This is a genomic window from Calothrix rhizosoleniae SC01 (assembly GCF_900185595.1).
Classification (GTDB): domain Bacteria; phylum Cyanobacteriota; class Cyanobacteriia; order Cyanobacteriales; family Nostocaceae; genus Calothrix_A; species Calothrix_A rhizosoleniae.
In genome coordinates this window covers 22,159-49,077 of the sequence record NZ_FYBH01000158.1, presented here as the reverse complement: position 1 = coordinate 49,077, position 26,919 = coordinate 22,159, and the positions used below count along the sequence as shown (strand labels likewise).

24 protein-coding genes are annotated in these 26,919 nt (G+C 37.3%); 9 read left to right on the top strand and 15 right to left on the bottom strand.

The window, feature by feature from the left end; translation table 11 throughout:
* Positions 1 to 68: 68 nt before the first annotated feature.
* The 5 genes from CALSC_RS09490 to CALSC_RS09470 all read right to left on the bottom strand — a co-directional run bounded on the left by CALSC_RS09490 (position 69) and on the right by CALSC_RS09470 (position 4,466).
* Positions 69 to 737, bottom strand: coding sequence for a class I SAM-dependent methyltransferase (locus CALSC_RS09490; protein ID WP_088241112.1), 669 nt, complete (start codon positions 735 to 737; stop codon positions 69 to 71).
* Positions 738 to 768: 31 nt separating this feature from the next.
* The gene (locus CALSC_RS09485; RefSeq protein WP_088241111.1) at positions 769 to 1,686 is read right to left on the bottom strand and encodes a glycosyltransferase family protein; all 918 of its coding nucleotides are present in this window, start codon (positions 1,684 to 1,686) and stop codon (positions 769 to 771) included.
* Complete coding sequence (locus tag CALSC_RS09480) at positions 1,683 to 2,702, bottom strand: NAD-dependent epimerase/dehydratase family protein (protein ID WP_088241110.1); 1,020 nt, start codon at positions 2,700 to 2,702, stop codon at positions 1,683 to 1,685. The genes CALSC_RS09485 and CALSC_RS09480 overlap by 4 nt, the downstream gene beginning before the upstream one ends.
* A complete protein-coding gene (locus tag CALSC_RS09475) occupies positions 2,703 to 3,899 on the bottom strand; it encodes a nucleotide sugar dehydrogenase (RefSeq protein WP_088241109.1) in 1,197 nt (398 codons plus the stop codon).
* Between the two features lie 132 nt (positions 3,900 to 4,031).
* A complete protein-coding gene (locus CALSC_RS09470) occupies positions 4,032 to 4,466 on the bottom strand; it encodes a tetratricopeptide repeat protein (RefSeq protein ID WP_088241108.1) in 435 nt (144 codons plus the stop codon).
* A 568-nt stretch (positions 4,467 to 5,034) separates the two neighbouring features.
* On the opposite strand from CALSC_RS09470, the gene CALSC_RS09465 reads away from it, so the two are divergent.
* Positions 5,035 to 5,253, top strand: a complete 219-nt coding sequence (locus CALSC_RS09465; RefSeq protein WP_088241107.1) for a DUF4327 family protein — start codon at positions 5,035 to 5,037, stop codon at positions 5,251 to 5,253.
* 627 nt (positions 5,254 to 5,880) lie between these two features.
* Here the strand turns inward: CALSC_RS09465 and cpcA are convergent.
* The 5 genes from cpcA to CALSC_RS09440 form a co-directional block, all read right to left on the bottom strand.
* Entirely contained in the window at positions 5,881 to 6,369 is a 489-nt protein-coding gene (cpcA, locus tag CALSC_RS09460; protein ID WP_088241106.1) for a phycocyanin subunit alpha, read from the bottom strand.
* Between the two features lie 97 nt (positions 6,370 to 6,466).
* Positions 6,467 to 6,985, bottom strand: a complete 519-nt coding sequence (locus CALSC_RS09455; RefSeq protein WP_088241105.1) for a phycocyanin subunit beta — start codon at positions 6,983 to 6,985, stop codon at positions 6,467 to 6,469.
* A 441-nt stretch (positions 6,986 to 7,426) separates the two neighbouring features.
* Positions 7,427 to 8,173 carry a phycoerythrobilin:ferredoxin oxidoreductase gene (locus CALSC_RS09450; protein ID WP_088241104.1) on the bottom strand — a complete coding sequence of 249 codons (747 nt, stop codon included), beginning with the start codon at positions 8,171 to 8,173 and terminating at the stop codon, positions 7,427 to 7,429.
* Between the two features lie 54 nt (positions 8,174 to 8,227).
* The gene (locus CALSC_RS09445; protein WP_088241103.1) at positions 8,228 to 8,962 is read right to left on the bottom strand and encodes a 15,16-dihydrobiliverdin:ferredoxin oxidoreductase; all 735 of its coding nucleotides are present in this window, start codon (positions 8,960 to 8,962) and stop codon (positions 8,228 to 8,230) included.
* 371 nt (positions 8,963 to 9,333) lie between these two features.
* The gene (locus CALSC_RS09440; RefSeq protein WP_088241102.1) at positions 9,334 to 9,534 is read right to left on the bottom strand and encodes a hypothetical protein; all 201 of its coding nucleotides are present in this window, start codon (positions 9,532 to 9,534) and stop codon (positions 9,334 to 9,336) included.
* 511 nt (positions 9,535 to 10,045) lie between these two features.
* Here CALSC_RS09440 and CALSC_RS09435 point away from each other — a divergent pair.
* Positions 10,046 to 10,741 carry a response regulator transcription factor gene (locus CALSC_RS09435; RefSeq protein ID WP_088241101.1) on the top strand — a complete coding sequence of 232 codons (696 nt, stop codon included), beginning with the start codon at positions 10,046 to 10,048 and terminating at the stop codon, positions 10,739 to 10,741.
* Between the two features lie 1,124 nt (positions 10,742 to 11,865).
* Here the strand turns inward: CALSC_RS09435 and CALSC_RS09430 are convergent.
* Positions 11,866 to 12,147, bottom strand: a complete 282-nt coding sequence (locus CALSC_RS09430; RefSeq protein WP_088241100.1) for an Npun_R1517 family heterocyst differentiation transcriptional regulator — start codon at positions 12,145 to 12,147, stop codon at positions 11,866 to 11,868.
* Between the two features lie 779 nt (positions 12,148 to 12,926).
* On the opposite strand from CALSC_RS09430, the gene ndhM reads away from it, so the two are divergent.
* The 3 genes from ndhM to CALSC_RS09415 all read left to right on the top strand — a co-directional run bounded on the left by ndhM (position 12,927) and on the right by CALSC_RS09415 (position 17,742).
* On the top strand, positions 12,927 to 13,286 hold the full coding sequence (gene ndhM / locus CALSC_RS09425; RefSeq protein ID WP_088241099.1) for an NAD(P)H-quinone oxidoreductase subunit M: 360 nt from the start codon (positions 12,927 to 12,929) through the stop codon (positions 13,284 to 13,286).
* Positions 13,287 to 13,515: 229 nt separating this feature from the next.
* On the top strand, positions 13,516 to 14,874 hold the full coding sequence (locus CALSC_RS09420) for an esterase-like activity of phytase family protein (RefSeq protein WP_088241122.1): 1,359 nt from the start codon (positions 13,516 to 13,518) through the stop codon (positions 14,872 to 14,874).
* Positions 14,875 to 15,501: 627 nt separating this feature from the next.
* Positions 15,502 to 17,742: a PP2C family serine/threonine-protein phosphatase gene (locus CALSC_RS09415; protein WP_088241098.1), complete on the top strand. Its 2,241-nt coding sequence runs from the start codon at positions 15,502 to 15,504 to the stop codon at positions 17,740 to 17,742.
* A gap of 137 nt (positions 17,743 to 17,879) precedes the next feature.
* Here CALSC_RS09415 and CALSC_RS09410 read toward each other — a convergent pair whose 3' ends face one another.
* Together CALSC_RS09410 and CALSC_RS26385 are read right to left on the bottom strand one after the other, a co-directional pair.
* Positions 17,880 to 19,412 (bottom strand): hypothetical protein, encoded by a 1,533-nt coding sequence (locus tag CALSC_RS09410; RefSeq protein WP_088241097.1) that lies wholly within the window; start codon positions 19,410 to 19,412, stop codon positions 17,880 to 17,882.
* Positions 19,413 to 19,418: 6 nt separating this feature from the next.
* A complete protein-coding gene (locus tag CALSC_RS26385; RefSeq protein ID WP_159460592.1) occupies positions 19,419 to 19,562 on the bottom strand; it encodes a hypothetical protein in 144 nt (47 codons plus the stop codon).
* A 487-nt stretch (positions 19,563 to 20,049) separates the two neighbouring features.
* On the opposite strand from CALSC_RS26385, the gene CALSC_RS09405 reads away from it, so the two are divergent.
* Positions 20,050 to 21,207 (top strand): CapA family protein, encoded by a 1,158-nt coding sequence (locus tag CALSC_RS09405; RefSeq protein WP_088241096.1) that lies wholly within the window; start codon positions 20,050 to 20,052, stop codon positions 21,205 to 21,207.
* Between the two features lie 55 nt (positions 21,208 to 21,262).
* Here the strand turns inward: CALSC_RS09405 and CALSC_RS09400 are convergent, their stop codons facing one another.
* The gene (locus CALSC_RS09400) at positions 21,263 to 22,426 is read right to left on the bottom strand and encodes a glycoside hydrolase family 10 protein (protein WP_088241095.1); all 1,164 of its coding nucleotides are present in this window, start codon (positions 22,424 to 22,426) and stop codon (positions 21,263 to 21,265) included.
* Between the two features lie 434 nt (positions 22,427 to 22,860).
* On the opposite strand from CALSC_RS09400, the gene CALSC_RS09395 reads away from it, so the two are divergent.
* From CALSC_RS09395 to CALSC_RS09385, 3 genes are all read left to right on the top strand, one after another.
* A complete protein-coding gene (locus tag CALSC_RS09395) occupies positions 22,861 to 23,742 on the top strand; it encodes an alpha/beta fold hydrolase (protein WP_088241094.1) in 882 nt (293 codons plus the stop codon).
* A 359-nt stretch (positions 23,743 to 24,101) separates the two neighbouring features.
* Positions 24,102 to 24,560, top strand: coding sequence for a pentapeptide repeat-containing protein (locus CALSC_RS09390; protein ID WP_088241093.1), 459 nt, complete (start codon positions 24,102 to 24,104; stop codon positions 24,558 to 24,560).
* Between the two features lie 624 nt (positions 24,561 to 25,184).
* Positions 25,185 to 25,613 (top strand): CAAD domain-containing protein, encoded by a 429-nt coding sequence (locus tag CALSC_RS09385; protein WP_088241092.1) that lies wholly within the window; start codon positions 25,185 to 25,187, stop codon positions 25,611 to 25,613.
* A 139-nt stretch (positions 25,614 to 25,752) separates the two neighbouring features.
* On the opposite strand, the gene CALSC_RS09380 is transcribed toward CALSC_RS09385, so the two are convergent.
* On the bottom strand, positions 25,753 to 26,859 hold the full coding sequence (locus CALSC_RS09380) for an S-layer homology domain-containing protein (protein WP_088241091.1): 1,107 nt from the start codon (positions 26,857 to 26,859) through the stop codon (positions 25,753 to 25,755).
* Between the last annotated feature and the right edge of the window lie 60 nt (positions 26,860 to 26,919).

The window sequence follows — 26,919 nt, the reverse complement described above, 5'->3', positions numbered from 1 at the left end:
AATATTAATAGCAAAAAACTAAGTTTGACAGAGAATAAAAAATACTATTGCCTGTTATCATGATTCTTTTATTCTCTTCTAATTAAACGACTATTTGATTTGATTTGATTGTTGTTATTCAATCTTAAATCACTAACTTTTGCTAACCAAATCCAGTTATAAAAGACATCAAATTTTGGGCAAGATTCTCTTACTGCTTTTGCTACTCCCCAAGTACCTTGATCCGAAAAATCATCACCAGCCAGAAATCCGTTAGGATTAACTTTTGCTAAAGATAAATCAATTAGATTTTTAACTGATTGATAATCATGGGATGTATCTATATAAATTAAGTCAAAAATTTGGGAAGTATTTTGTAAAAAATTAACATCTGAATCAGCAACTAAAAATACATTACCACTTAAGCCTAGTTTTAATAAATTTGCTCTAGTTTTTTGTAAATCAGGAGCTTGACCAAAACCAGCTTCTTGCCAAGTTAAATCACGCTTTTCTTCTGGCCAATCTTCACAAAAACTATCTTCAAATTTATCTACTCCCACAATCATACAATCGGTTCGCCCTAATTCCTGTAAAATTGCCTTCATATAAGCAATATCTCTACCATAATAAACACCAATAATACAGATGTTTTTAATATCAGGATTAGCTAAGACTTGGTTAAATAATTGCCAATGATGCTGACCAGAATAACCAATACAAACAGAATTAATTTCCTCAATCTTCGTCAAATCAACCATGACTTTTCTTCGATGTCAATCTATTTATTTTTTACAAAATTTCTTTCAGATACTGACCTACCGTTTCCATCCTATATTCATAGCTATGATTACTAAGAACTAATTTTCTCCCTTCTTCTGCTTTTTTCTTTCTTGCTTCAGGATTAGATAAGTAGTAAGTAATCTTAGCCCATTCATCCTCATACCCATCAGTAATAGGTACTAAATCACCAAATGTTTCAACCAGAGAGTCTACATGATCTGATAAAACAAAACCTCCACAAGCTAAAATGTCGTAAATTCTTAAGTTAATCGTATCTAATTCAGCATGTTGGGCAATGTGAGCATTCAAATTAATAGAACAATCTGAGTACAATGTAGGTAAATCGGGCATAGGTAGTTTTCCTTGCCAGACTTCAGAGAAAGGATATTCCCACATATTGCCGTATATGACTAAATTAAAAGGTAAAGCAGGAGCAATATATCTCTGATTCACGTAAGGACTTCTGATACCATTGCCAACAAAGGAAACAGGAAAGTCATATTTACCCGCAGGTTGAGGTTGAAAAAATTCTGGATCTGTGGCAAATTCTACAACTACACCTTCTCCACAAGCTTGCTGTAGTCGCTTACTAGTGTAAATATGACCATCAAATCTATCTTTAATTTGATGAAAAACTCCTACTGTTCCCCCTGGATATGCTTCTTTTGGAAAAGCATTTTGCAGATAAAGAATATTTTTAGCAGTGGGATGTAAGTCAAGGAAAGGATTAAAATGAATTACCACATCTAAATCATCCATCATGGCATCTTGTGCACCATAAATATCTGCTCTATCTATTTGTTCATGTCTAGCGAGATATTTTTGCCATCCTCTCCCAATTAATTCATCTCCCTGAATATTTCCCTGTTTATTAATATCAAAAGTATCGATTCCAAATAATTTAATGCCAACTTTAATTGGTTTCATATTCCTCCTACATATATTTGTTCTTCAACCCAGGGGATAATTTCATCTAAAGATTTACTTAAAGAAGTAGTAGCCTCAAATCCTAAAATATTCCTGGCTTTATCTACATTAGGAATCCGTTTTTGCACATCATATTTAAAAGGTTGATCAGAGATATAATTAAATGGCTTCTCCCCTTTAATTTTTTGCCAAATTAATTCAGCTAATTCTAAGACTGTAGTTGATACTTGTGTCGAGAGATTAAAGTCTTCATTAATTGCTTTTTCACTTTCGATGCAAATTCTAATACCTTTAGCTAAATCTCCCCCATAAGTGTAATGACGGATTTGATTGCCTTCACCTAAAATATGCAAAGGATCTTGACCTTTTAAAATCTTTTGTACTAAATCTGGTACAACATGACTCATGGCTAATTTAATATTCCCAGAGGAGATTTCTTTATCACATAAAGCCCTTTTCTCCCCGGTACCAATACAATTAAAAGGTCTAATTATTGTGTAGGGTAATTGATATTGTTCCCATGCTCCTTTAGCATAGTATTCACACGCTAATTTTTGGAATCCATAGGTAGATAGAGGAGGAGGACATTTTAATTGTTCACCTTCAGGCGTAGGAAAGAGGTTGGTACTTTCAAATACCATTGAGGATGAGATAACATTAACTTTTTTCAGTGTTCTATTTTTCAAACCCCAAATAGCAGCATCAAAAGTAGAAGCGATAATACGTTCATTTTCTGCTAATAAGTCATAGGCATATTCGTGAAACAAAGATATTCCACCAATCATAGCAGCACCTGCTACTACTTGGTCACAATCTGCTATTAATTCTTTCAGGAGATTAACATCTTTCGCATCCCCTTCTACAAAGTCGTAATTAGGATTATTGTCATAACTTTTGGTCACTTTACCATATTTAGAAAAATTATCAATTCCTACAATTTCATGACCATGTTGCAAAAGGTCTTCTATTAAATATCCAGCAATAAATCCTGCTGATCCAGTTACTAAAATTTTCATTTAGAATAGCCCTCCTCGCTCATAAAAATTCCAAACATCAACTAAAATTTTATCTTCATTAATAGTTAAATTTTGGTATTCCTGATGAGGAGTGGCTAAGATGATAATGTCTGCATTATTTATTAATTTTTCTGATGTCACAAAATTATCTTCCTGAATATATACGTCTGAACACAATACTTCTTTGGCTTCAAATTCTAAAACTTTTTTAAGTTTGTAAGAAAGTGACTCTCTTTTATCATCATTGTTAGCTTTAAATGCCATTCCCAATATACCCACTGTCTTTTGTTTCAGTTGATATTTTTCTTGTAATCTATGCACAATAAAATTGGGTAAGCCTTCATTCACCAACATAGCGGTATGACCCATAAAAAAGCTATTACTACTATAAGCTGCTACCTGCATAGTATCTTTCAGCAAACATGGACCTGCCGCAAAACCAGGAGCAGGGAAATTTGCTGCTCTAGGATATTTGTATGTGATCGCATCGTAAATTTTATAAAAGTCTAAATTATTTTGAGTGGCAATTTGATAAAAATAATTAGAAATAGCAAACTGAATATATCGCCACGAATTAGTAAATAATTTAGATAGTTCTGCTTCTATTGGAGTTAAAAATATAATTTCATCTGTGAGTGATTCAAATAATTTCTTGGCTTCATCCTCAGCTATGGAATCAAAAGAAGATACAATTTGTGGTAAGGACTTTAATTCTTCCATTGCCTTGCCTTCTGCGATTCTTTCTGGGCAAAAAGAAACTTTAGTTTGTTTATTTTGAGATTCTAGATAACTCTTTATTTTTACTGTTGTACCTGGATAAACTGTGCTACGTAGGATAATATGTTGCTCATCAGAAATTAATTCAATAATATCATTAAAAAATCTTTTAAATAAAGTAAATTGAGGGTTTAAATGCTCATCTACTGGAGTCCCAATTACGACAATTAAGAAGTAACTATTTGCAACTACTTGTTTGTCATCAGAAATAAATAAAGTTCGCTCTAAAACTTTTTGTAAAGCAGGTTCAGCACCTTGTTCAACAAAAGGCATTTCTCCTTGAGAAACCTTATATATAGTTCTAGGATTAATATCATATAAAACTACCTTTTTCCCTGTTTCTGCGAGAGAAATACCTAAAGGTAAGCCTACATGACCTAATCCACCAATGATACAAACATCGTAAGCAAAATTTTTCATAGTTGTATCTATAAATTTCTTATGTTGAAGCCTCTGAAGTCTCATTAACAAGAAAGATTATTTCATCCAAGTAATCTTAGTTAATTTCATGTGGTGAAGAGGATTTTTGTTAGATTCGATAATTAGACAATATCAATTAAGTTTTTTATCTAATTTTCGCTCTGACTCTCTCTCCTTACCCACCCCCTTCTTCAACTGCTCCAAAGCAACTTTGTAATCTTCCCTCTCAGGTTGTAACTCCACTAACTTTTCCAGAGGAGCGATCGCATTTTTTTCATCTTTGAGAGCTAACCGCAAACGTACCAATCCTTCCAAAGCAGTTTTATTATCCGGTTCTCGCTGTAAAACTAACTCAAAACCTTTCGCCTGCTTTTTTAAGGAAGACTCCACAGATGCAGCTTGCGACTGTGATAATGTATCATTCTCAATGGCATTTTTAATTGCCGGAACTGCTGCAAATACCATAGAACTGGAAAAACTAACCAGTGAAACCAAACCCACAATTTTTTTAATTCTTTGCGATCGCTTTTGGCGAGCCATCATATACTCTTTATCAGTACTAGTCATCTGTCACCCCTAAAAGCTCTTTGTTTAAGAGGATACCCACTAGTACCTGAAAACTATCATCCAAAGATAAATTTTTTACTATTTATTTTACTCTATACACGCAAAATAAATATATAACCATTGCAATATTAATCTTTTGAAATAAATAAATGAAGTAATATGTGCTACTCATTAATCAAGCAATCACAGCATACTAATATAGTAAATGGGATATGTAAAACAATAAAGGCGATCGCTTAATTGTAGTAATAGCTGCGTGAAGTACAAAAGACTTCCCTAACTAATAACTGTGAGAGGATTTATTTCTTCAAGTTTCCTGATATTTAAGCTATGAGCTGTATATTCAATATATCTAGCGATCGCTACCAGCATCAATAACGAACCCCTAAGTAGTAATTACCGTACAAAATCCGATCTAGTTGATTTATTTGTCAAAATATTTATGGTATAGTTAGGGAGTTAAGACTTGCTTCGCCAGAAAGCATACATTCTACGCATCGGCAATAATCAAGCGAATAGCAGTTTTGATTAAGTATTTACCAAAGGAAATCTGAATTAAATTTAAGTTATGACCCAGAAAGTGATTCACCCCATGGTGAAATTGCAGCGTAATGTGCAATCACTCTTGGACTCTAATATCATCAAGCCTACTGATAGCATTTGGAAAATTGCTTTACTATATGGCAACGAATGGCAGTACTGGAAACAGGAACTGTTAGAATTCGGCTTTACTATGCAAGACCCTGTCAGCGAATTACTGGTTGTGGAAACTTGGGACGAAGATTAGAAAACAAGGGATAGAGAACAGAATAATAGGAGATTGAGGAAGATATTATTTCTTTCTCAATCCATCTTTATAATTATCTCCATTATCATTGATTTGTTGCTGTGCCCTAATTACACAGGTATGCACTGCTAAATTCGTATATTATTCTACTAATTTTTCTAATTGTGTAATAATTCGTGAAAGTCGGTAAGCGAAGCTATGCCATTAGGTTTATCGCTTGTTCTACTGTTAAAGACTCACCATTGTTACTTTTATCTGTTAGTAATGATGACTCAATATTTTCGGTATGGGGATTCAACATGAGACAGTTTTGATATCGTTCTTCAAGAGATAAAATGTCTTCAGGTTTGAAACACCTTTATCATGCTTTGACCAACAAAAATCCTATCCATCTAAAAAATACAGCACATTGCAGGTAAATGAAATACAAGGCTACATATAAAAAAAAACTCCTGTGGGATGTGCATCCCTGCCCGTATGATTCTAAATAAAATATCAGCAATTGCTAATTTTTTACTTTTTTGGCTACTCTATTTTGTAATATTAGGCATAAAACTGCCCGGAAAGATAAACAACTCCTAACTACCTGCTAACAGCTGCTTACCTTCTCCGGGCTAAATAAATTCTCTAGCTTAGAGAGTTGATCGCATAATCGATGTAAGTATTTGCTTCACCACCAGCATCACCACTTAAACCGTGGTTGGCTTTGATATATTTGAGAGCTTCAATATACCAACTAGGAGACAATTCAAAGGTCTTGTTGATTTCTGCCAAACCACCGATCAGATAATCATCCATGGGACCTGTACCACCTGCAACTAGGCAGTAAGTAATTATCCGCAAGTAGTAACCGATATCACGTACACACTTAGCCTTGCCTGTAGCTGTGGAAGCGTAGGTAGGACCTTCCATTGTGGTGGTGTAGGGGAACTTGTTATATACTGCTTGAGCTGCACCTTCAGATAATCTGGATGCATTAGCACTCAAGCTTTTTGCTGCCTCTAAGCCTGCACTAGCACGTTGAAAACGACCAAATGCAGCTTGGATTTCTGTATTGGAAAGGAAACGACCTTGGGAATCAGCAGCTGCAACGGCTTCGGTCAGGGGGGTTTTCATTACTTTGGTATCTCCCTTTTGACAAACTTTTGGTTGATATTATTTTTCCAACTGACATTAAATATTAATATGTCAGCTTAATTCAGAATTATTTGGCTTATGCCACAGCAGCAGCAGCTTTATCAAAGTAGCCAGAGATTTCTGACATTAAGGAGCTGCAATCACCTCTAGTGATACCACTGGAGTCATTCGCAATCGCGATCGCGGCTTCTTTCATTTTGTTTACGCCTATTGCAACGGAAGCTCCAGGAGTTCCTAATGCCAAGTAGGTTTCCCGTAGACCATTGAGACAACGGTCTTCTAGTACACTGGCATCACCAGCAAAGGTAGCGTAGGTAACATATCGTAAAATAATTTCCATGTCGCGCAAGCAAGCAGCCATACGACGGCTGGTGTAAGCATTACCGCCAGGAGCAACCAGTTGAGGTTGTTCGGAAAATAAAGAACGAGCTGCATTAGCCACAATAGCGGAAGCATTGCTGGTAATGCGGTTCACAGCATCCATACGCTTGTTGCCGTCTGCAATCATTGCACTCAGGGCATCCAACTGAGCAGGGCTGATATATTCACCTCTGGCATCAGCTTGGGAAACTACTTTTGCAAATGCATCTAACATCGATTGAATCTCCTAGTAGTTTGACTAAGAATTGTTGGGTTGAAAACTGAAAATATCAGCCAATTTCTGATATCAGGCTGCCTGAGCAGATGGGAAGAAGCAACAACAGATATCAATGTATCAGTCTAAGGTTTCTTGGCTTCCAGGTTATATCTTTTTTCACAAAAATTTATATTAATTATGAAAGACTGGAATACTTTGCTCATCAACAATCTGGACAACCTGAAAAATATAGTTTTCCTCCCAAATTCATTTTATACAATGCCGCCGCCCCTTGTTCTGTTACAAATTATTTTTAAATAATGTATTTTCTTTACATTCCTTAACAGCATTGCCATTTGCAAAAAAACAACAGTTTACACAAAAAACATACAGTTTGAAAATTCTGGCCGTAGTTTGTTATTTGTGCATTTAACTGTATAACCAAGCAGCTGTATAGGTTTAGTTTACAGAGGACAATTTTCGTTCCAAATCAAATAAGAAGCCATGAATATACTCCTCTGTCCACTCTTCTCCATAAAAACGTTTGAACATACCCCGTGCAGGGTCTTTTTCTGCCCGGTAGCGCAGATATCGCAATTGAGCTGCTTCAATATCTTGTAACCCTTGGGAGTCCCTCACGGGTTCTGCCTGTTCAACAAAATCCAGGTAAGCTTGCAAGTAATCCTTAAAAGCTGCAAATACTCGAGTTTCCACCACACTAGTTTCTTGAGGACGAGTCCATAGAAAAGCTGGAGAGAAAAATTGCTGTGCTTCCTCCGGGAAATCCCCTCCCCAACTTAAATGCTCTTGGTGGCCAGAAAACATGGGTAGAATTGGCTCGGTATACTTAGCTTGATATGCTAGGTCATTACGGAATAAAGGTTGCATATCCAGCGCAATTAAATGCCCTCCCGGCAATGTAACTAAATCTGCCCCAAAAAAAGGTAGATCGTAGTTCAATTGTGGGAAAATGACAAAATTTAGGACTTGCAGAGCCTTCCCCCCTTGCACATGAGCAGCACGAATTTGTCGCAATTTCGGAGTTTGGAAAGCATAACTGGTGGTGACAACAGTTGCTTCATTTTTTCCCTTACCAACGGTAGCAGTCTTAGACTCAAATCCTTCAGGTATAGGATATGACATTAGATCTAGGCGCGATTCCATATATGAAATTGCATGATCCAAAAACGGCTGATAGAGAGTCATTTCAGTGATTCAGTTATTAAGTTATCAGTGAGCCATTGCAGTTTTAACTTTTGTTCACCTTTTGTTGGTACTGGCTGCTAGAGGAACAGCATCTTCAAATAGAAATTCATAGAGGAAACGTTCTGACCATTCATGACCAAAGTAGCTACTGAATAAGCCAGATGCAGGGTCTCTTTCAGCACTGTATTGGTCATAATCTTTTTGCGCTTGCACAACTCGCTGGATATCTTCCGGTTCTGTGAGTGGTTCAGCCCGTTCCAGCATTCGCCAATATAAAGTCAAATATTCCTTATATGCTGCAAATAGACGTGTAGCAACGGTTTCCGGGTCTGTTTTTGCAAATAACAGATATTTAGAAAAATACTGATTGGCATCATAGAACTTCATGCCTAAGTCTTGTGCTAGGTCTGGGTAATTGTCGTGTAATACTTTCAACTGATCTATGTATTTATGCTGGTATTCAGCATCTTGAAACAGAGGTTGAAAGTCCAAGACAATCAGATTTTTAACCTTACCAAAAGACAGAAAATCAATCCCTAATAGGGGTACATCGTACTGATTGCTGGGATAGATGACACTATTGAAAATTTGGGCACTTTCTCCTGCATCAATATACGTGTAGCGGATCTTACGCAATTGTGGACATTGATAACACCAGCTGCGAATGGTAGCAGGGTTTTTTCCCCTTTCACTCACTCGGGATTCTAGTCCTTCTGGAATCGACCGTTTTTGCAAGTCGAATCTTTTAAACAATTCTTGCTCTAAGTACTCAAGAAAAGGTTTATACATGGAGCCATGACTCATAGCATCTCTATTTTTTCAGCATAGGATATGGGAAAAACTGTTGTCTCTCCTTTTGGAGATAAAGCAACAATCCGTAATATGCTATTAAATCATGACTTGATCAGAGTTACCCTCCAATTGCAGGAAAAATTCTTGCACTACATTTTCCCCTGAGAGACTAACTTGAAAATGGGGGGGGTGAAGGAGTGAAAGAATGAAGGAAGTATTTTCATGGTTGATTGTGGAAAAAATCCATGAGGGGCTGACTTGTTCTCAGCCATGTTCTATTCAGTCCAAGCCTCTATAAATTTAATATTCCAGAATTAAGTCAAGTCTTTATGTCAAATTTTAATATTTGTTAACATAAAGTGATATTGTCAAATAAAGTCCCAATTCTTTTTTCGTAGGGCGATAAAGGTGGCATAGCCTTCAGAAAACCCTTGTGGATCGGGAATGACGTATTCAGGAAATTCCTTGTAGTGTCTCCAAGGTTCTGAAGAATGGAGACGTAAATGCAAAGAGCATTCCTTACTTCCAGGTGGCTTCCAAGTCATTTGACCAACAGGATTATTGCTCATTTCATGAATCCTCAACTTTTAAGGTGTTGATAATTTAGCTTTTTTTGGATTGTGACTGGACTAGCCAAGAGAATCTGTGAGTATTTATACTGACTGTTGGAGGATGTCAGTAAACAATGGATAAATTCACTGAAATTGATATCCTCACGCCCAAAAAAATACCTACTCAGCCCTCCACCTATTCACCTCACAAGGGTAGGTTTTTAACATTTCGATTGAGGCTAGAGTTGGGAGATTAGAAGACAGGTAGACAAGGACGATTGTTCAACGGTCAAATAGGCTTTTTAACCAGTTTGTATTGTTGGTAACCGTACTTTTAGGGTTCGGTTTTCCTCCCTTGTCTTATCCCCCTTGGGAGATTATGGGGGTTGTCCTCCAAGTCTTACCAACACCCAATTGTAAAAAGCCTACACCTGTGAGCACCTACTCACCCCTCCTGCAAGCCTTTAGTTTTACCAATGCATCACCAATTTCGGTACATTGGAAAAGTGTAGCGTCAAGGAAAGTTTAAATGTCAGCACAACTATTACTGGTAGATGATGAACCTGGATTACGTGAAGCAGTCAGAGATTATTTACAAGAAAGCGGATTCAGTGTTCAAGTTGCTAGTAATGCCAATGAAGGTTGGGAACTGATGCAGCACAGTACACCTGATCTAGTAATTTCCGACATTATGATGCCCCAGGTGGATGGCTATCAATTCCTCCAACAAATGCGTGAAGACCCGCGTTTTCAGTCTTTGCCAGTTATCTTTTTAACTGCCAAAGGGATGACAAGCGATCGCATTCAAGGTTATCAAGCTGGTGTAGACGCTTATCTTCCCAAGCCTTTCGATCCAGATGAATTAATCGCCATAGTAGAAAACTTGCTAGCTCGAAGAATCAGTAAAACTCCAGCCATCTCCGAAAATGGCGAAACACCAGATCTTGCCGAACTTGCCAATCAAATTGCTCAAATAAAAGCCTTATTAACTCAAAGAACTGCCATATCCCAATCCCCTGCACCTTTTAAAATTGACTTAACGCCCAGAGAACAGAGTGTTTTAAATTTGGTAGCAGAAGGATTAATGAACAAGGAAATTGCCCGTCGCTTAGATACCAGTGTTCGCAATGTTGAAAAATACGTTAGCCGTTTATTTAGCAAAACAGGTACCAATAGCCGTACAGAATTAGTCAGGTTTGCTTTAGAACATGGTTTAGCAGATTGACTATTTTCAGGGAATCTAGGCATACAAAAATTTATTCGCCAGCAGCCAGTCAAAAATGGCTAGCTGGAAATCGAATTACCGAAACTGCTAAATTTTCCTTAGATTTCAATACATACATCTAGCATTGTATAAATATATATTACGGACACAATATTTTGGCTGAAAGAGAATAGGGAACAGAAAAAAGTCCTAAAAATCATGGCTACTGCCATACATTATTAAGTGATTCGTTCGTCATTTCCAATAAATACCAATCCCAATATCAGGTTAATTAATGCCGAGCCACCCAAATATTTGGGAACTTTATACCTATGGTGTCTATGGCATAAATTGAAAAACATTAATTTTGAGGTTACCCAAGTCACCAGAATAGGAAATGCAATGAAGTTAGTAAAAAGCTAAAACCTTCTCATAAATCAAAACAAAGTTGACAATTGAATAATTGAATTAATGACCCTGAATAAATATAAATAACATTCACCCTTGCTAGAAACAAGGAATGACCCAAGAATAGAAAAATGCAATCCCCTGACTTTAGAAATGGGATCAATCCACAATCCGTCTTGAAAGTTTTGCTCAACGGGGACAAACCCTCTTTGGGTATCTCCTGAGCCTTCGGCACGGCTTCGCCGAACGGAGATGCTCCGTGCTAGCAAAGCTCCTCTGTTAGCGTTCGCGCAGCGTGTCGCGAAAGCGACTCAGCTCTCCCGAAGGGAGCAAGAAGCACAGTAGTTGTTCATGGGAGGAACTCCCAAGACCACACTACACTCACCGCACCGCAACGTCAGTTTCTCTACTTGGGGAGCCACCTGCATGGGCGGGTTCCCCGACTTGTGCGGAGTGGCGTGAGACCCCAAGACCGGACTGACTCAACTTTCCGCAAAATCCAAAATTATTTGACTGCATTAGTAGGCACCCAAATTATGTCCGTAGTGCAAAGGGTGTGAGCTACTGTAGACTCTACAGATGGAAATTAAGTTAAAAAGACCTAGGGGATTATCCATAAGGTCAGATTACCCAAACAAACTCACTGGACGCAGTAAACAGGCAAATAGGCAAATTGGAAACATCCATTGTTTTATGCCTGATAAACTATTGACGACTACATGAATAGATATTATTCACTATTGATTATTTTCCATTGAATTGCGTAAACGCATAAGTTGTCTTCGCATTTCTGGGGAAGCCGTAAGTTCGGATGCTTCTTTTACTTTAATTGCTTGGTGTAACATATCTAAAAATTCATCCGAGCCATCAGCCAGAGCTTCTAGCAGTACCTGTAACAACTGATCACGATCACCCAATAGGCTTTTTTCTTCGATGAATCTAAATTTGAGATGGATATCGCATTCATAAACCCCGACTTCAATGGGATTAACCTGACGTGGTAATGCTTTAGAGTTCATAGTTTCTCGGATTCCTTTACTAGTTGGTAATAAAAGTGAGGAGCCATCTTGCCAGTCAAAATAATTTATTGTACTCGAGGTCTAAATTGTGTGAATTTAATCAAGGTTATCAATTAACAAACAAGATTGGTATTGCATTTCACTCTCCTGTATTTTTCTCTAGCTAAATTTTCACCGCCTAGGTTGTGATTATGCTGAACTAGTCAAGTTTAAAACAAGCCATAACCATTATTCAGTTTTTCGGATTCCATACAATAAAGTTTCTGTAAGAAGTTGCCCAACCTTGTTAAAGTGTTTTTACAGCAACTTCATGTTCACGTCAATAAATGTTTTGCTTACTACAAAAAAAAAGGTAGTTACACGTAAGTAAAATTGCGAGACAAACGTCAATTAAGCCTATGAAAACGTTGTTTTTCGACAATTACGTAAAAACACTAGATGTACGTTTTTTTTCATCAATAAATAGAGGCATATAAATGGAGTAGGTGATTAGGAGTACAATTGGTTTCATAGACAAGAATTTGAGTATTAAACAAAGTTTCCATAGAAGTCCACCTGATATTAGTTTTCTATGTAGAAGAATAATTACCTGACTGCAATGAAAAATTTGTAGTTCCATGACATATAAGCATAAAATATTTAATTATTCTCGCTGAAAATAATTTTAATAAATAGGACTTTGGTGCAGAAAAGCTTTTGAGGCAAAAGCATTTAAGTCCGAAGATAGGGTCTACAATGATTGCAGTATAATTCACCCAATTCCTACATCTATATCCGTTATGGACAACCCGATGCTGCTCAAGTCTACAACCCGTCATATTCGTATTTTTGCAGGGGAAATTGACCGGGATGGCGAACTCGTTCCTAGCAATCAGGTCTTAACCTTAGATATTGACCCAGATAATGAATTTAATTGGAATGAAGACGCTCTGCAAAAGGTATATCGCAAGTTTGATGACCTAGTAGAAGCATCCAGTGGCGAAGACCTCACAGATTATAACCTCCGGCGTATTGGCTCAGATCTAGAACATTATGTGCGATCGCTCCTCCAAAAAGGTGAAGTCAGCTATAATCTGTCGGCTCGCGTGAATAACTACAGCATGGGGCTACCTCAAGTTGCTAGTGGTGAGGCTCAATAAGAGTTTTTACTGAGAATTTTTCAGAAGCTAGTATCCATAATCAGCATTATTCCTCTGGATAAATACAGAAAATCCTGCAAATTAAGTCAATACTTCCAACTTCAAAGAAAAATACAAGTTTTTCAGTTGGATAGAGAATTTCTACCAGGAGGAAGATAAAAATTTGGATTTTCTAGCTCCTGAATTTTTCTGGGTATGGTTGATAATTTTTTGCAACTTTTCTTTATCGATGAATAAATTGTGGACTGTAAAACTAATTTTGCACTTGCAGTCGATTCTATTTTCCTCATTTTTGCTCACCTCCCATGTCCTAGGAGCTGAACTTGTTGGTAGAGCTATCTTAAGTGCTGACACTTTTGCTCCTGGTTCAACATCTGGTCAATTTAAGCAAACTAATCGCACCGTCCCTTTTATCCAGGCTCAACCAGTACAAGGGTTTTCAGCAGTTATTTCTGGACCAAAACCAGGTACTTACCTAGTCATTTCTGACAATGGGTTTGGTGCTAAAAGTAATTCCTATGATTATTTATTGCGTATCTATGGTGTAGAACCCGATTTTGTCACAGGTACAGTTTTTCCTGTGGATGTGCAAACAGGGGAAAGATTATCAAGTTTTAATCACCGCAGCTTCGTAGAACTAAATGATCGTCATCGCCGACTCCAATGGCCTATAGTAGGTGATGGTCATTTTTATCCCAACAGTCAAATTCCTGTTAACAAAAACATGAGAGCCAATCGTTTATTAACAGGAGGAGACTTTGATATCGAATCTTTCCAACGTATTAGTGATGGTAGTTATTGGATTGGAGATGAATTTGGTCCATTTTTATTAAATTTTGGTGCCAATGGTGAATTACTAACAGTCCCTATTGCTTTACCTAATTTTCTCAATTTTGGCAAGTTAAATTTTGTCAAGTCCCCCGAACATCCCACTTTAGAAAATTTATCCAATCGTACATCTCGAGTCGCAGCTGCAAATTTAGGAAGTTCCAGGGGATTTGAAGGCATGGCTATTAATGCCAGTGGGAGTAAACTATATGTAATGTTAGAGGGAGCCTTAAAAGACGACCCCCAAAAAAAGCGTTTACTGATCCATGAATTTGACTTAGATAGAAAAAATTATACAGGTCAAGTTTTTTCCTATAAACTGGAAAACCAAGATTATGCCATTGGTGAGCTGACAGCGATCAATGATCGAGAATTTCTTGTAATTGAGCGTGATCATCGTCAAGGATATCCTCTAAATCAAGAATTTCGCACACCAGCAAAATTCAAACGTATTTATAAAATAGACATATCGAGAATAGATAAAAATGGGTTTGTAGCGAAAGAATTATTAGTGGATCTGCTGAATATATCTGACCCCAAGTGTATTAGTGGTAACGGTAAAAAAAATTGTCAATTTACATTCCCGTTTGTCACCATTGAAAGTGTACTACCTATAGATGCCCAAACCTTACTGGTAATTAATGACAACAATTATGCTGATAGCATGGGTAGAAAGCCCAAAAGAATAGACAACACAGAGTTTATTACCATCAGAATCAGCAAGCCCTTGTTACTTGAAACTCCTGGAAAATCACAGTAAATTCAAAGAAACAAGGGAGCAGGGAAAGAGGGAAAGAGTGAAAGAGGGAAAGATAAAAAATCTTAACTCCCAACCATCAACAATCAACCATCACTCCCTCACTCCCTCACTCCCTCACTGAATTGATGCTCTACCCTCCACAGCAGGGGAAAAACCACATTCATCCTTGCTAATAGCACCTTTTCCCCCTGCTGATTCACAGTCAAGTTAAATAATAAAAATATCTCTCTCCCTAATCCTGAGAATCATCTTTAATTTATGATTAATTAATTTAATTTTTTTGCCGGTCATTTCATTTATATATTAAATAATGAAGAGTGACATGTACCTTTTTTGATGAGATTGTTATTCATAAACACAAACATGGTGGTTCAAAGGTGGTAACTTTGGGTATCAACTTCAGGTATTTTCACAAAAAACTGTTAACATCTACTCTCAAGCCATTAGCCAAATATCAACTATGCTCCAAATCGAAATGAAAATGTCAACCCAGTATTAGCATCTAGTTTCATCCACAAGTTACAATCATAATCCAAGGTTGGATGTATCAACAATAAACAACGGTCTTGCTTACCGTCACTCAATACCTTTAGAAAAACATGCCAATTGCCGAGCGGTGGGAAAACTATGGAAAATGAAGGGGCAAAGCTCTACTGTCCAAAATGTCAGGCTCCTAACCCCCTGACTCATAAGTTTTGTCAGCAATGTGCTGCTCCATTACCTAAACGTTTCTTATGGGTATCGGGAAATGGGGAAACAAAGGGCAACCCTGGAGATATATTATTAGAACGCTATTTAGTCATTGAGCAATCAATCTTATTAGACACCAAACCTGCTTTATTGCCCCAATCCCCAGAGTTGGAAACTTTACAGGCAATTAGACCTTATTTGAGACTATTTCCTTACCGCTTACACATACCCCAGGTATATGGGGTGTTGAAATTGTCAGATGAGCCATCCTCACAGGAAATATTGCTTCTAGAAAACCCACCTCTATTTTCAGAACCAGAATCCCAAAAAGTAAAGCTTTACGATAATTTAATTACTGCTTGGGAAAATGCTACAGCCATGAAGCAACTAAATTGGTTGTGGCAAATTGCCCATCTTTGGCAACCTTTGGCGAGTGAGGGCGTGGCTTCTAGTTTGCTGTCACCGGAATTAATCAGGATCGAAGGTTCGTTGGTAAGACTTTTAGACCTAAGTCCTGACAATCAAGCAGTAACCCCTTCCTTAGTTGATTTGGGTAAATTTTGGCAGCAATCCTTACCTGCGAGCAAGCCAGCAATCACAGATTTAATTAATCAAATTACAGAAGATTTAATTCAACAAAAAATTTATTCTCCCGAACAACTAATTAATGTCTTAGATCAAGGACTATCAGTGGTAGGGCGATCGCAAATAAATAGGGTAACAATTACGACTAGAACAGATACTGGGCCCAGTCGTCAACGGAATGAAGATGCTTGTTATCCTCTAACTGGTAGTACCATTAGTAAACCTCCTCAAAGCACGGCTTTAGCGATTGTTTGTGACGGAATCGGTGGCCATGAAGGAGGGAATGTCGCCTCTGATTTAGCCATTAAAACTGTCCAACAGCAGGTATCTGAACTAACCAAAGTACCACCTGAACACTTAGATCCCTCCACAGTGATTGCGGACTTGGAAAAAGCCGCATCAGCTGCCAATGACAAAATCAGCCAACAAAATGATCGCGAAAATCGCCAAGGTCGTCAACGCATGGGCACAACCTTGGTTATAGGTTTACCTATCGGTCATGAAGTATACATAGCTCATGTGGGTGATAGCCGCGCTTATTGGATTACTCGCCAAGGCTGCTATCAAGTTACCCTTGATGATGATGTTGCCTCGCGAGAAGTCCGTTTGGGTTATGCCATATATAGAGAAGCAGTCCAACAGAATGGCGCTGGCTCCTTGGTACAGGCATTAGGAATGAGTCCCAGTAGTTCTCTCCATCCAACAGCTCAGCGCTTCATTGTTGATGAAGATAGTGTATTCCTGTTGTGCTCTGACGGATTAAGTGATTTTGACAGGGTAGAGGAGTATTGGGATACAGAAATATTGCCCTTGCTGACAGATAAGGTCGAAATTAACGATGTTGCTAACAAGTTAGTAGAAATTGCTAATACTCAAAATGGTCATGATAATATCACCATTGCCCTAATGCACTGTCAAGTTCAATACTCAGAACCAGAAGTATCAGTAGATCCTGCCTTAATTGATACATCTCCCACGCCAGTAGTAGAGGAAGAATCAAAGGTGCCAACGGAGATGCCAGAAGAGAGTAGGGACAGCGAGCAAGACACCCAAGTAGTTGTTGATACTGTTCCAGGGAGAAAGTTTAAGATTCCCTTGCAGTTGTTAGTTATTTTCCCTTTGGTAATTGTGGCAGCTGTCCTTGGGTTCTCAATTAGAAGACTGATTAATAATTCCAGTCCATTAAATCCATCTTTTACATCATCTCCCCAATCAAATCCTGGCATAAATTCAACTAGCTCCCCAGTAGTAACACGAAGCTTGGACAACTTAAAGCCGGGGTGGGTTATTAGAACAACTCAAAATACAACTAAATTTAATGAGAAAGTCTCTTTAACAAATCAAAGCTATTTAGAGGTTATAAATACAACACCTACGAGTGTCTCGGCTTCTGATACCGGAGGTGCGTTTATTGAACTGCGAGTATGTAACGATCCTAACAAAACACCACCAGGAGAAGCACAAATTTTGCGGGTGAATTTAAAGCAACTGAAAGAGGCTAAAGTCAAAGTTTTACGAGCTGGTGAAAGCAGTCCATGTAATACTATACCAGCAATAAATAATCCTCAAAATCCCGGCGCGTCCACAAATTAATCAAATTTTTCATGGTTATGTACTTGTGCATTAATTGACCAACTAACAACTAACAATCACCAACCGCCAACCACCAACTAACAACTAACAACTGAAAAACGTCCTGAACATAATGGCGACTGCTATACCTCAATCATTTATTTATCTGGTCTAAAATTGGGTAATTCCACGGATGCCAAAGATTTTCTGCCTTTAGGTGGGCGTTCTGGATATATTACTGGCGAAGGAGAACTCTGTTCATCTGTGTATTCATCCCATGAATTATCAGATTTAGCAGCCTCTATTACCTCAAAAGGTGAAACTTGGGGTACATCAGACCAATAATCTTCTGTTTCTACTGCTGCTATAGTTTCCACAATTGGTGCGATGGAGATATCACTATCTACTGTTTCCACAATTGGTACAATAGGTTTATCTGTCTCCTCGTTATCTACCATAGATGTAGAGACACTTTCTCCCTCAGGTTCCGTTGCAAAAGGTGAATCATTCTCACTATTGTTCGGCAGTGGATTTGACTCAGATTGAGCGATCGCCTCTAATGAAATGGATGAGTTTTGATTTGCCAATAAATCTTGGATGGCACGATCTAATTTTTCATCCCATGGATGAGTTGGTGTAGATTCATCATCTTCCGTATCTTCTGTAGACAATTCCTGCTCTGATGGGGTATTCCTAATTGAAGGTAATGTAGGATCAAATTTCCAGTTTAAGGGTTGTGCATCCCTAGCCTCTGCTTCTAAAGTGGCTTCTATCGCATCAGATGACAATAAACATAATTCCTCCCAAGTGTGATGCAAATCATCTGTATCAGATTCAGAATCTGCTGACCAAGGTTGAATGGGGTTTTTATGAGAAAATACTGAATTAGCTACTTGAGAAAATTTGCTATTGTGATCACACTCATTAGATTTACTACTAATATCCTCTAGGAAATCCCCTGTTGGTACTGGTGCATCTAAACATTTTTCCAAAGCAGCTTTAAATTGTAATGTTTGACGCTGCTGTCGCATTAATCTTGTACGTAATTCCCGACAAACATTTTCTGATTGCAGTAGGCGGTTAGATTGTTCGTCGTAATTTGCTTGAATGATCGCACATTCTCTTTCCAACTGGGCGAGGCGTTGTTGACTCAGTTCTAAATGTGCCTTGTAACTCTCTGTTAGATTTTCGTGACGTTGGGCTTTTTGTATCGTAGTGTCTAGTTCTGTAAACAGGTTTTTAATCTGTTCTTGGGCTGCACTTAGCTCTTGAGTTTGTTGGCTGAGCATTGATTCTGAGATACTAGAACGCTTATTTTGTAATTGCAAAGCCTCTTCTGTATCAGCCAAAATTTGTTTGAGCTCCTCCACCTGATGATATAAATCATCATTATCAGCACGTAACTCTTGATTTAGATCTAGAATTTTTTGAAACTCAGTATCAATTAGTGCTTGTTTTTCACTATCGGGTTCAGCAACCCAGTCTGATTCAGGTTTATTTATATCTATATTTATTGTTAATGGTTCATTTTCTATTGGCTCAGCTGCTGGTGATAATTGGGGCATTGCCATATTCTGATGGGGTATAACAGAATAAAAGGGGCAAATCGCCTGTTCTTCTGAATGTAGGGAATTAGGATCATTCAAGGACTTGTTCACAGCCTTGTTATTTGGGTTTTCAGCTTCATTCATCACTCGTCACCCACCAGCTTGTAATTGAACAACAGTAACTACAGTGAAATTGCTCACATAAATTGTCTTATTAAATTCTACTTTACCAAAAAAATTGGGTTTAAAGCCTAGCCAGCAATAGGCGACTTGATTGATATATTTTTCACACATAATTTTTATTGATATCGCAAGGTTCTGAGAATTTGGACGATAATTTGCTTTTCTCAACAAAATTCATCAATCATTAATCAGTTGTTCTATTTATTTGCCTCTGTCTCAAACTGATGATGTTATAGCACTTGTGAGTTCTAATTAGGGGTACTTTTAGGGATATTTATTTTTAGTTAATTATTATCAAAATCAATTTCCGTGGAGGTTTCCCAGGTAAAATGAGGAATTTCCATAATTTTGAGCAACTTTACAAATTGTGATGCTTGTCAAGGGTTCTGGACAAAGGATAAACTCACAAATCAGACATTAGTAGCTTTTACTACGATTATGTATTTGACTGCTCCCCTGCCTTTAATTAGCTCATTTAAATCACTTAAGTAATAATACGCATAAAAGATAGATGATCTAGTATATTTTACATATATATTCCCTGTAATATGTAGAAAGTCCTTGGTTAGATTAAAGCCATAATTAAACGTATAAAACTGTGGCAAAAGTAAAATTAAGGCATTCTCTATTTATAACAACTATCGGTAGCTGTATTTTTGCAAGTTTAAGTATAGTAGCATTTGCTCACTTTGGTACACAGCAGATATCAGATGCAGCTAGTACTATTCAAACTCCATTTTCAGTCAGTAAATCCCCAACACCTGGTGCTGAGAATCAACAGTCTGTCACCCAATCAGTTATCATCCAAGCGGTTGGAGATGTGATTCCGGGCACAAACTACCCTAATTATAGGTTACCAAAAAATAGCGATCGCTTGATTCCCAATTCAATTAGAACCCATTTTCAAAGAGCTGATGTTCTGTTTGGTAACTTGGAAAGTAGTCTAACTAACTATCGTTATAGCAGTAAGGATATCACTAAAGGACAAATTTTTGCGTTTCGTTCTCCTCCTCAATATAAAAATTTGTTGGCGAAAGTCGGATTTAATGTATTCAATATTGCCAATAATCATACATTAGACTTTGGAAATATTGGTTTACAGGATACTCAAAATAATTTGGAATCCGTTGGTATTAAAGTTGTAGGTCATAAAAATAAAATTCTCTTTATTGAAAAGAATCAAATTAAAATTGCTATAATTGGCTTTTCTCCCTATGATTTTCATAATTCTGTTCATGACATAAAAATAGCTGAATTACTAGTTAAAGAAGCTCAAAGAAAGGCTGATATTGTTGTGATTTCTATGCACGCTGGGGCAGAAGGGAATAATGCCATCCGTACTAGGAATAAAGTTGAATTTTTCTATGGGGAAAATCGAGGTAATTCTGTCTTATTTGCCCGGAGAATGATTGATGTAGGTGCAGATTTAGTAATTGGGCATGGCCCCCATGTACCAAGAGCTATGGAAATGTATAAAGGAAAATTAATTGCCTATTCTTTAGGTAATTTTTTAGGATACCGTACCTTATCTACTTTAGGCAAGAAAGGTCATTCAATGATTTTGGAAACCAAATTTAACTCTCAGGGGAATTTAGAATCAGCAAAGATTATCCCTTTGATGATGAATAAACAAGGGATTCCATATGTAGATAAAAAATATCGCACTGTCAAACTTGTACGGTACCTGACTAAAAAAGATTTCCCGAATACTCCAATTAAAATTAATCCAAAAGGGGAAATTTTAGAGATTAATTAAGTGAAGTTGTACAGATGTTTGAGATTTCATCTGTTTGTGACTAATACTACTCAATCTATGAAAAATTGAAAAAATTTATTCCCCATCTCCATAAACGTTGCCAAAGAGAAACTGATTGCTGTTGAATAACCCGGCTGCGAGAAAGTTCTACAAGAGAAGGGAAAGTCGCTGGATAATTATAAATATTTTTTTTCAATACCTTTGCTAAGGCATTATTATTGGCTCGCAAACCTTCATAAAAAAAGAATACTTCTCCTTGAATACCATGCTCACGATTATATTCAATTGCTCTGATTAAATAATCTGTACTAATATTATAAGAGCCAATTTTTATCAACATTCCTGGTGCTAACCTTGACAATGTTTTATTTGTAAATTGTTTGCCTAATAATTGATCAATTACATATTTATAACTGAATAAGTCTCGACGATAAATCTGGGGATGGATCATATCTACAATTCCCCTTTGCAGCCACGTCAATGAATCCTGTAGGTATTCCTTAAATCCCCAATCATAAATATTCGGAGCAACTGATACAATGAGATTTGGATTTACTGCTTTTACCTGTTGATATAGCTGTGCTAAAAATTCCGTTAAAATATCCGCCCGCCACTGTAACCATTGTTTATCCAGAGGATTAGGTGGGGGATTGTCACCAAATTCCTGATGGTAACGCTTCACTGTGATTTCGTCATAACCACCTTCACTCGGGAATGCTGGAAAGCGATCATCCCCTTGTATCCCATCTACATCGTAATTAGTAACAACTTCTAATACTAAACTTAACAGGAAATCCTGTACTTGAGAATCTAAAGCATTTAACCACTCAAAACCATTTTTCTTCAGTAAATTTCCTTGACGATCACAAGCTTTCCACTCAGGTTTCTTTTGTAACAATAAACCACCATGCAAATTATAGGAACTAGCAAAGCCATATTCAAACCAAGGAATCACCTTTAGTCCCACCCTTCGTGCTTGTGTCACCACTTCCCCTAAAGGATCTCGATCCTGGTACATTGAGTTAATTTCCACATCAAAGGTTTTCTGCATCACAGCACTGGGATATAGGGTTACTCCCCGATTCCACACCACAGGAAATACCACATTAAAACCTGTCTCAGCGAGAAATTCCATTGCTTCAGCAATATTTTCCGGGGAATTAAGTACTGAGCTATCCGTATTGGTAAGCCAAACACCACGAATTTCTACTTTACCCATGTGCGATCGCTTGATTCTCTTTGGTTGTATATTGAGATTCTAGGGAATATTCAATCAAGATAAAACTACACTGCTCAAAATCTCCTCATAATTGAAGTACCTATAAATACGTGTTTTCTTTGATTTCAGTACTATTTCTAGTTTAAAAACTAATGCCAATTTGAAAAATGACTCCGACAGATGGAAAGAAAGAAAAGCTTATTTAGTAACTCTTTCACAATCCAAAATTGTTTGACGGCTCGACTGAGCGCTCACGACGAAGTCTAAAATCCAAAATGGTATAAGCAAGATGTCTGTAATATAGCAATGGGCATATTTAGGACAATATTGTTTTAACCATAAACCACCAACTAACAATCAACAACCACCAACTAACAACCACCAACTAACAACTAACAACTAACAACTAACAACTATCAACTATCAACTATCAGATGGCGACTTCTACACAAGATAATTGGCAACACGAATATATCCATAGCAATGGTGTAAAATTACACTATGTTACTCAGGGTGAAGGTCCTCTCATGCTAATGTTGCATGGGTTCCCTGAATTTTGGTATTCCTGGCGACATCAAATCCCAGAATTTTCTCCATATTTTAAAGTAGTTGCAGTAGATTTGCGTGGCTATAATAATAGCGACAAACCTCAAGAAAAATCTGCTTATGTGATGGATGAATTCATCAAAGATGTGGAGGGTATAATTACAGAATTAGGATACGAAAAATGCATTTTAGTAGCCCATGATTGGGGTGGTATGATTGCTTGGAATTTTGCTCACACTCACCCGCAAATGGTAGAGAAATTAATTGTTCTGAATATTCCCCATCCTACTAAATTGAGCCAGGGGTTAAATACTTTTCGACAATTATTGCGTAGTTGGTATATTTTCTTTTTTCAATTACCTTTGCTGCCAGAATTATATATAAAAGCAGCAGATTATAAAATGGTAGAAAAAGTTTTTAAAGGTATGGCAATAGATAAAACTGCTTTTACCTCAGAAGATATTAGCATCTTCAAAAAAGCTGTTGCTCAACCAGGGGCATTAACAGCAATGTTAAATTATTATCGGAATATTTTTAAATCAAAGAGATCAACCAAAAATTGGCAAAAGCTGGATATGCCCACACTCATGATTTGGGGAGAGAATGATGCTGCTTTGGGGAAAGAACTCACCTATGGAACTCAAAGCTATGTGAATCAACTACAAATTAAGTATATTAGCAATTGCAGTCATTGGGTACAGCAAGAAAAACCCCAGTTAGTCAACCAGTATATACGAGAATTTCTGGAATTGCCATCTCCAATCATGTAGATACTAATTAACTCATGATTATCTCAAAATCATTGTGAGTATATCATGACAAATTACTGGTGAGTAGCCAGTAATAATGATATGTAAAATCAGAATTTTTGTATAGAAAATATGAGAATTAGAGACAGTCTTAAAAATATTTAACACTCTGATTTTGGGATATTTTTCCATCACCATATTTCTCAAAACCCATGTATATACGCACTTACATCCATAGTCTTGGATAAAAAAACAATTATTGTGATCCAAATCACAAATAAATTGTCGATAAAGTACTTAATTATCTTGAATTTTAGTGAGATAATTAAGTTGTGAGGATAAGACGGAATTAAATTGAATTAGATATAGGGGGATGCGTTATGATCCGCAAAATCTTAGCAACGTTAGCACTAGTAACACCCCTTTTGTTTGCTAGTACAGTCAAGGCAGAAAACCCACAACATCTGAAGCAGTTATTATCAACGGGAGAATGCAGAAACTGTAACTTAATAGGAGCAGATCTGAGTGGAGCCCACTTAATTGGTGCGGATTTGCGAGGAGCTAACTTAAAGGGAGCCAACCTAACAGAAGCCAATTTAGAAGGCTCTGACTTAACAGGTGCTATTTTGAAAAAAGCTAACTTGACATCAGCATTGTTAACCAATGTGAATTTCAAGCAAGCTAATATGGATGAAGCTAATTTGAGCCGAGCCAAGATTTTTGACTCAAATGTATACCAGGCTTCAATGAAGAATATGAATATCACCGATGCACAAATTTTCCATACAGGTATTGGTATTGGTGGAAAAGGACAAATAAATATGCCCGATTGGGACTAAGTCAAATTCATGAGACTTCAACTTAACTAAATCAACCTATTCAGCACCATCTTAGCAATACTATGGTGCTTGTTTTTACTTGATTAGTACAGTCAAGAGTATTATGTCAGGGGATTCAGACTTTCTTTGTACAAATATATTCATGAGTAAAATATAGAAAATTTTTATATTTAGAGAGGTCTGATTACTCAGTGATCAGTTGAAACCTTATTATCCAAGGGGTTACCAAGTTTGTATATGGTAAATGGGTAAAAACTTTTATTACATATTACTATCTATTGCAGTGTCTTAATTGACTATCGCTACTCAAGATAGCTTTAATATCAATTAAGATCGGCACTTAGACTTTTGTCAGCGAAAGGTGGACTGATTTTTGCATGATTTGTAGTGTGGGGGACAAAATATTGAGTTATAAACTGGGAATGCAATCACCTCTATATAACTTCTACCCTGTAGTTGATGTATTAGGGGTGAAAAGGCAATTATGTTTATAACATAATAAAACCTTGGTCCCTCCCAAGCTCAGTTGTGCGAAGACGCTAATCTATAAACAGTTTCAGCAACCTTCTAGGGGTTACTGTCTGGATTAGATTTACTAAACTGTCGAATTAACGGAAGGCAAAAATGCAAGAACCGGAATCCATTGGAACTAAGTCTTCAGAGACACAGATACCAGAGATAAATAACCAAGCAGGAACTATTACTAAGCTTCAGCCGCCTATGGAATCTCAAGAACAGTGGCTAAAATATGGAGAATTAGTTTCTAGCTTTTTAGGCTCAATGCCAGAATATCTGGGAAACTTTTTTAATAAATACAAACAACCCTTAACTAGCGTCGGTTTAATTATTGGAGCGTTAGTTGCTGTTAAAGTTGTCCTTGCTGTTTTGGGTGCTTTAAATGATATTCCCCTAGTAGCTCCAACCTTTGAGTTGATTGGTATTGGTTATTCTGTGTGGTTTGTCTATCGCTATTTGCTCAATGCTGCGAGCAGGAAAGAGCTAACTAGTGAAATTACTACATTAAAATCACAAGTCATGGGTCAAGACAAATAAATTGTCGGAAACATCCGGAAACATTCGTAATTTAGGCATATATTTATTTTAGTGCTAATTTACGGCTGTTTTTACCATACATAAAAGTGGTCAAGTATAATTTGCTGCTAAGCTTGACCACTTTTATGTTGTTAAACCCTTAAGAGTCCGTCTTAGGACGCACTATATTGGGAGACTCAATTGAGTCTAATCTTTTCATCCTGACTAAAGTTTGATGGATCATAGCTGCTACTTCTCCACGAGTAGCTTTTTCGTTAGGTGAAAGTAGTTGCTCTTCAGGAGACTGTACTACTACTAACTGATTCATTGTTGCTGCTGCGACTTTACCAATGGCATATTTGGGAATATCTTTGGCATCCTTATAAATGCTGAGAACTGACTCTGGATTGTCAGGAATCGGCAGATTTAACCCACTAGCAAGAGCAACCAAAACTTCTACCCGAGGAATTTGTCGATTTGGCTTAAACTCTTGATCTGGGTAACCTCGTAAAAATCCCGTACCAATACCTTTTTGAATGGCAGTTTTTCCCCAGAAATCATCAGGGATATCTTTAAAATTTAATGCTTTTTCCGGAACTTGTTTATCAACAGCTTTGTTTAACATGGCGGCGAATTGCGCCCGATTAACAGGTTGATTGGGTCGAAAAGTATAATCAGAAAAACCTCCCACCATACCACGTTGTGAAAGAATTTTGATAAATCTATCTCCCCAAAAGTTCGGTGGAATATCGGTAAAGGCAATTGGAGGGGGAATAGTTGATTTTTTATCCGTAGGTGTTTTTGCAGTTGATGCAGGGGTTTTTGTGGCTTCAGGAGTTGGGGATGACTCTGGTAATGGAATTGGGAGTATTGCTGATGAATCAATTCTGGGTAAATCCGCAGCCGATGGGGATGTATCCTGATTTCGAGAGCCAATAATTTTAGGTACACTTGCTGCTATTCCTGCTACCCCTGCTGCGATTCCAGTTGAGTCCCCACTCTCACCGCTCATGGTGGGAGTAACTGTGGGAGTGGGAGTGGGAAATAAAGAAGCTTGTAAATCAGAAATAGATGATGTAGGGGAGACAGATGGTGTGGGTGTGGTAGATAGCAACTTACTAAATTGCCAGCCAGTTGTTTGTCGAGATAATGACCACCATAGAATTGCTCCAATAGTGGTAAAAGCGACAAAAATGGCAATGAATTCATCAAACCCTAAATTTCTGGATGGGGATGAATCGTGATCGGAAGGATTTGTATTAGTCATCGTGATTATTTTATGAAGACTAAAAATGGTGTTTAATCAAATTAAGCCATATGATGTACG